The sequence below is a fragment of the Lysinibacillus sphaericus OT4b.31 genome (assembly GCF_000392615.1).
In the GTDB taxonomy this organism is placed as follows: domain Bacteria; phylum Bacillota; class Bacilli; order Bacillales_A; family Planococcaceae; genus Lysinibacillus; species Lysinibacillus sphaericus_B.
In genome coordinates this window covers 308,877-315,628 of record NZ_KB933398.1, presented here as the reverse complement: position 1 = coordinate 315,628, position 6,752 = coordinate 308,877, and the positions used below count along the sequence as shown (strand labels likewise).

Below are 6,752 nucleotides of genomic sequence, written 5' to 3'. Positions count from 1 at the left end.
GGGCCGTGTCTCAGTCCCAGTGTGGCCGATCACCCTCTCAGGTCGGCTACGCATCGTTGCCTTGGTGAGCCGTTACCTCACCAACTAGCTAATGCGCCGCGGGCCCATCCTATAGCGACAGCCAAAACCGTCTTTCAGTCTTTCACCATGAAGTAAAAGAGATTATTTGGTATTAGCCCCGGTTTCCCGGAGTTATCCCAAACTACAAGGTAGGTTGCCCACGTGTTACTCACCCGTCCGCCGCTAAATCAGAGAAAGCAAGCTTCCTCATCATTCGCTCGACTTGCATGTATTAGGCACGCCGCCAGCGTTCGTCCTGAGCCAGGATCAAACTCTCCATAAAAGAAATTTGATAAGCTCAAATTGTTTTGCTGGCATCAATTTTGATGTCCAAAATTTTGTTTCGTTCACGTACCGAAGTTCGCTACTAAAAACTTTATTGATTACGTTTTGCTTGTTCAGTTTTCAAGGTTCATTTTATGTCGTTTTGCAGCGACTTCTTTATATTAACATTTCACTCAGTTTGTGTCAATCACTTTTTTAAAAAAAGTTTTTTCTGTTTCTCTAAGTGTTATTCGTTTATGTCTTAGCGACAATTAATATAATACAATAGCAATGGATTAATAGTCAATACTTTTTTCAAAAAAAATATCGAGGTATTTTCTATACCTCGATTACTAGCATACTACAGACTTTATTCCATTTCTAGAGATTCTTTATTCACCTTATAATGGCGATGGAATATCATATCGCTTTTTGCAACTACAGGATCAATAACAATATGGCCCTTGTCAACTAAATACTCAACAAACACTTCTAGGTCCACAGAGTAGTTAACAAGTTCGCTATGGTCGTGTAATTCTTGAATTGTCCATGACTCCTTAGATTGCATTACTTCTAATATATGTTGGGCACCATCCTGCGTGCGAGAATGGATTAGAAATTCACTAGCTAAAAATAAAAGCTCTAATCGCTTTTCAATTGGTTCGTTACTCATAACAAGTTCTTCATATAATTTATATATTGCTGGTTCGATTTTTTTCACTTGCGCCCAAACCGTTACTTCTGGATAGAGCCCGCTATCTATAATTGATAAACGCCCTAAATGATGTAATGAGTCTACTACGTGATTGTATGCATCAAGATAGCTTCCCTTATCAAAATATTCTTTTCCTTCGAGGTATCGTCGAATTAGTTTCGAAAATTGAATACCCGTTTTAATTTTACGACCATTAAACGGAAACTCTTGTAACTCAATTTTTAGTTTATGAAGGAATTCATTGCGGTCAAATAATACTTTGCCAAAGAAGATCCAATCGACCACCTTTTTATTTGAGCCTATTAACAACCATTTGCGTAATAATTTCTCTGTAACAGTATGTAAGGCTACCTTATTTCCTTCATATAAGTAGTGTTTTGTAAAAATAGGCCTCTCTGCTTCCTTCACGATAATTAGTAATACCGTATCAAATGTATCGGTAACATTACTTTGCTCCTCACGTTTTTCCACTAAAATGACGCCTAATGTATTCGACTGACTCGCACGTTCTTGGTATATTGGACGCAAAACTTGCTCCATGTTCAGTCCTCCTCTGTTCTTTTTGTGACCTCTTATTTCGTTAAAAATTCGACATACTTCAGAAGTAATCCTTCTTTCCTTATACTCAAAGCTAAAATACTTTGTCCTTATATGTTATAGTAGATTTTAGATTGGGAGGCAAGATGCTATATGAAACCTTACAAAAGTAAAATTAATAAAATCCGTTCATTCGCATTAGCACTTATTTTTATCGGCTTTGTAGTCATGTATGGGGCCATCTTCTTTAAAAATAATCCCGTGCTTGTACTAATCTTTATGACTCTTGGCTTACTTTGTATTATCGGCAGTACAGTCGTTTACGCTTGGATTGGCCTTCTCTCAACACGAGCAGTCCAGGTTCAGTGCCCTAATTGTCAAAAGTATACAAAAGTATTAGGTCGTGTGGATATGTGTATGTATTGCAATGAACCGTTAACATTGGATCCAACACTTGAAGGAAAAGAGTTCGATCAATCTTATAATAAGACAAAAAAGTCCTAGCCCTTATGTTAAGAGCTAGGATTTTTTATTGTACTTTGACAGAAACATCTTTACATGATGGACATGTACCATATATTTCCAAACGGTGAGAGTGGACATCAAAGCCAGTTACTTGTGATGCAAAATGCTCAATTTCATCTAAACCAGGGTAGTGGAAATCGACAATTTTACCACAGCATTCACAAATCATATGATAATGATCGTTCGTTACGAAATCAAAGCGACTTGAAGCATCTCCATAAGTCAGCTCTTTTACTAAACCAACCTCACGGAATACACGTAAGTTATTATAAACAGTCGCCACACTCATATTTGGGAATTTTCCTTCAAGTGCTTTATAAATTTCATCGGCTGTTGGGTGTGCCATTGATTGTATTAAATATTCCAAAATAGCATGACGCTGAGGAGTAATACGTACACCAGTTGTTTTTAACGTGTCAAGTGCATCTTGTAAATGCGTTGTAGACATCGTCATGCACCTCTTCTCATAAGTATTATTAATTTATAATTGTTATAAATAGTGTATCGAATGAAGCTAACATCTGTCAACAATTGCCCATTCTACTTATGAAAAATCACAACTCAATACCCTCTTGACAGATCCATAACATTTTCTAATTTTGTTTCTCCGTTAAGCCATTTTACTAAGCTTGGCTTAAAGATACTCAAACTGCGTTCAACATAACGAGAAGAATGACTTGAAATATGTGGGGATACGATAACATTTGGTAATGTCCATAGGGCACTACTCTCAGCAAGTGGCTCTTGTTCAAATACATCAAGTACTGCATAGCCAATTTCGTCAGCTTGAATGGCGTTGATGAGCACTTTTTCATCCACCAAGTTGCCACGACCGAAATTCATGAAAATCACATTATTCTTCATCACTTTAAAATGTTGCTCTTTCAATAAATGCGTTGTTTCTGTTGTTTTAGGTAACACAGAAATGACAATATCCGCTTTAGGTAAAGCTTCTAATAGCTTATCGAAGCTGACCATTACATTCATATGTGGCGCTTCTTTTCCAGAACGGTTACAACCGATTGTTACCACTCCAAAAGCTTGTAGTAAGCGACCAACTTCTGATCCAATCGCACCTGGTCCTAAAATTAATGCCGTGCTATCACGCAATTCCGTTTGTTTCCCTTTTTTTGACCATTCACTTTTCTTTTGTTGCTCATACATCCACGGTAGTGCACGTTTGATGGCTAGAATATGAGCAAGCATCGATTCCGCCATGGGTGTTTTATGAATCCCACGCACATTTGATACTAAAATTCCTCGGTCTACGATTGCTTGGGCTGGCATTTTTTCTACACCTGCTGAGGCAACAAAAATCCACTTGAGTTTTGCTGCATATTGAATATTCTCTTCGTTTAAATCTTCGCCATATGTAACTAACACATCTGCCGTTTGAAGTTCTTCAATTGATATGCCATTTTCAAAAACGAAATCAACTTGTGGAAACTCTACTAGTAATGGCTCACGTAAATCTGGTCGTGGCTCAAACGTAAAATAAATTCTCATTTCGTTGCCTCCTGCTCTGCTAAAAATGCATACACTTCCTCAATATGGTTTTTCACGCGTACTTTACGCCAAGCCTTCACAAGATTGCCTTCCGTATCTATTAAAAATGTGGAGCGCTCAATCCCCATAAACTCACGTCCATACATTTTCTTCAGTACCCATACACTATAAGCCTCCGCTACTGCATGATCCTCGTCCACTAAAAGTGAGAAAGGCAGTCCATGCTTATCAATGAACTTTGTATGTTTCTTTGTATCATCTGGACTCACTCCTAACACAATTGCATTTAACTGACTAAAATCATCATGTTTGTCCCGGAAGTCACAAGCTTGAGTCGTACAGCCCGGCGTCATATCTTTTGGGTAAAAATACAAAATAACGTTTTGCCCTTTAAAATCTGTTAAATGCACCTTTTCACCTTCTTCATTTAGGAGTGAAAAATCAGGTGCTTTTTTCCCTTCGATTAATGTCATACAATCTCCTCCTCTGCATTTTCTATTTTACTCTAAGTAACAATTCAAGTCATATTCCTTATTTTCTTTGGATTTCTTACACTGATAGGTCTACAATAGATTAAGTATTATCACTTAGGAGGCAATATTATGAATCACTCAAAATCTGAAGCAATACACGCAGAGGCGCTCCAGCATATCGTTGGTGGTGTAAACAGCCCTTCTCGTTCTTATAAAGCAGTTGGTGGCGGTTCCCCTGTCACTATGGCACGTGGTAAAGGTGCTTATTTCTGGGATGTTGACGGTAACCGATATATCGACTATTTAGCAGCATATGGACCAATCGTTACTGGCCACGGTCACCCACATATCGCTAAAGCCATTGCAAATGCAGCTGAAAACGGCACATTATTCGGTACACCTACTGAATATGAAGTAATATTTGCCAAAATGCTAAAAGAAGCGATTCCTTCTATGGATAAAGTACGTTTCAATAACTCCGGAACAGAAGCCGTAATGACAACAATTCGAGTTGCGCGCGCTTATACTGGTCGTACAAAAATTATGAAATTCGCTGGCTGCTATCACGGTCACTTTGATTTAGTATTAGTGGCTGCTGGGTCTGGACCTGCAACACTGGGTACACCTGATTCAGCAGGTGTAACTACTGCTACGGCTGAAGAAGTGATTACTGTACCATTTAACAATCCCGAAGCATTTACGGACGCTATGGATAAATGGGGCGATCAAATTGCTGGTATTTTAATCGAGCCAATCGTTGGGAATTTCGGAATTGTAGAGCCAAATCCAGGCTTCTTAGAATTAGTGCATGCAACAGCAAAAGTAAAAGGTGCTTTAACAATTCACGACGAAGTCATTACTGCCTTCCGTTTCCATTACGGCGGCGCTCAAAATTTACTCGGCTTAACTCCTGATTTGACTGCACTTGGGAAAGTAATAGGTGGTGGCTTACCAATCGGCGCATACGGTGGTCGCAAAGAAATTATGGACACAGTTGCTCCACTTGGTCCTGCCTATCAAGCGGGTACAATGGCAGGTAACCCTGCATCAATGCAAGCAGGTATTGCTTGTCTAGAAGTTTTATCTACGCCAGGTATTTATGATGAAATGGATCGTCTTGGTGCCATTTTAGAAGAAGGTATTTTAACAGCAGCTACAAAGCATGATGTTACAATTACTTTAAATCGTTTAAAAGGTGCACTTACTATCTACTTTACAGATGTGAAAGTAGAAAACTATGACCAAGCAGAAAACTCTGACGGAGAAATTTTCGGACGCTTCTTTAAATTAATGCTGGAGCAAGGCATTAACTTAGCCCCTTCAAAATATGAAGCATGGTTCTTAACAACAGAGCATACAGAGGCAGATATTCAAGAAACGATAAAAGCTGTGGACTATGCATTCTCACAATTATAAATAACTGACAATACGAAGGCGACTTTCCCTAGAAAGTCGCCTTTTTCATTCAGCAAAACACAAATCTATGTATTTTATCTGCACTTCCTTCTATAATGTAAAGAAGCTTAAAAATTTTAGACAGAAAGGACATCCATTTTCTATGAAATTAGGTGCCCGTGTATTTAAAACAGGTGTTGCAATTGTCTTTGCATTGTTTATTGCAGAATTGTTACATTTACCTTCACCAGTATTTGCTGGAATCGCTGCCATTTTTGCGATTCAACCTTCAATTTATCGTTCCTATCAAACCATTGTCGAGCAAGTTCAGGCAAATATAATAGGTGCAACCATTGCTGTTATTTTTGGTTTACTATTTGGTCACCATATTGTGGCTATAGGAATTGCCGTCGTCATTACGATTGGCTTTATGTTGAAATTTAAACTTGAAAAATCTTTGTCATTAGCACTTGTGACAGTAGTAGCGATTATGGAGATTCAAGGCGATGATTTTATAACATTTGGTCTCATTCGCTTTTCAACCATTTTAGTCGGAGTTTTGGCAGCTTTTGTCGTCAATTTATTTTTCTTACCACCTAAATACGAAGTGAAGCTGTTCCGCAAAATCTATTTTTTACAAGATGATATTATTCGCTGGACACGACTCGCCGTTCGTCAGGCTTCCGAACATACATCTACTAAAGCAGCCATAAACAAATTCAGAGACCGTATGTTACGCGTCGATACATTGTATGAGTTTTATAAAGAAGAGCGTAGCTACATTAAAAATAAAAAGTTCGTAAAAGTGAGAAAACTGGTTGTGTATCGCCAAATGATTACAACGTCGAAGAAAAGTTTGGAGCTCCTACACCGTTTGCATAAACATGAAAATGAATTAGCACACCTACCCACACAGTTCCATTTAATGATTCAGGAGCGATTAGATTTTCTACTCACCTACCATGAACAGCTTTTATTAAAGTACACAGGCAAATTAAAACCCGAGCATTCTGAATGGAGCAAACATATCGATTATGTCCAACGAAATGAATTAATGGAGATTTTCATTAAACAAGTCTCATATGCTCATGAAGAAGGAGATACTGAGTTTTCAAGCTATCACCTACTATACATTTTATCCCGCATTTTAGATTACGAGGAAAACTTAGAGCATTTAGACACATTGATTGTGTCATACCAAAGCTACCACGGTCAGGAAATTAATCTAGAAATTGAAGAAGAGTTTATTTAATACTTAGAACGACAAATAGAATGTA

At 38.1% G+C, this 6,752-nt stretch carries 7 protein-coding genes and 1 other annotated feature; of the genes, 3 read left to right on the top strand and 4 right to left on the bottom strand.

Annotated features, from left to right (window positions below):
• Positions 1–285: a sequence feature (16S ribosomal RNA rRNA prediction is too short), on the bottom strand.
• A 409-nt stretch (positions 286–694) separates the two neighbouring features.
• Positions 695–1,579 (bottom strand): nucleotidyltransferase-like protein, encoded by an 885-nt coding sequence (locus H131_RS01465; protein WP_010857267.1) that lies wholly within the window; start codon positions 1,577–1,579, stop codon positions 695–697.
• 150 nt (positions 1,580–1,729) lie between these two features.
• Between H131_RS01465 and H131_RS01460 the strand changes: the two genes are divergently transcribed.
• Entirely contained in the window at positions 1,730–2,080 is a 351-nt protein-coding gene (locus H131_RS01460) for a YgzB family protein (RefSeq protein ID WP_010857266.1), read from the top strand.
• 25 nt (positions 2,081–2,105) lie between these two features.
• Here H131_RS01460 and perR read toward each other — a convergent pair whose 3' ends face one another.
• The 3 genes from perR to bcp form a co-directional block, all read right to left on the bottom strand.
• Positions 2,106–2,549, bottom strand: coding sequence for a peroxide-responsive transcriptional repressor PerR (perR, locus tag H131_RS01455; RefSeq protein WP_010857265.1), 444 nt, complete (start codon positions 2,547–2,549; stop codon positions 2,106–2,108).
• A 113-nt stretch (positions 2,550–2,662) separates the two neighbouring features.
• Positions 2,663–3,607, bottom strand: a complete 945-nt coding sequence (locus tag H131_RS01450) for a D-2-hydroxyacid dehydrogenase (RefSeq protein WP_010857264.1) — start codon at positions 3,605–3,607, stop codon at positions 2,663–2,665.
• Complete coding sequence (gene bcp / locus H131_RS01445) at positions 3,604–4,080, bottom strand: thioredoxin-dependent thiol peroxidase (protein WP_010857263.1); 477 nt, start codon at positions 4,078–4,080, stop codon at positions 3,604–3,606. Before bcp ends, H131_RS01450 begins: the two co-directional genes overlap by 4 nt.
• A 129-nt stretch (positions 4,081–4,209) precedes the next feature.
• Here bcp and H131_RS01440 point away from each other — a divergent pair, with 129 nt between their 5' ends.
• Together H131_RS01440 and H131_RS01435 are read left to right on the top strand one after the other, a co-directional pair.
• Positions 4,210–5,496 carry a glutamate-1-semialdehyde 2,1-aminomutase gene (locus H131_RS01440; RefSeq protein ID WP_010857262.1) on the top strand — a complete coding sequence of 429 codons (1,287 nt, stop codon included), beginning with the start codon at positions 4,210–4,212 and terminating at the stop codon, positions 5,494–5,496.
• A 142-nt stretch (positions 5,497–5,638) separates the two neighbouring features.
• Positions 5,639–6,727 (top strand): FUSC family protein, encoded by a 1,089-nt coding sequence (locus H131_RS01435; protein ID WP_010857261.1) that lies wholly within the window; start codon positions 5,639–5,641, stop codon positions 6,725–6,727.
• Positions 6,728–6,752: the final 25 nt, after the last annotated feature.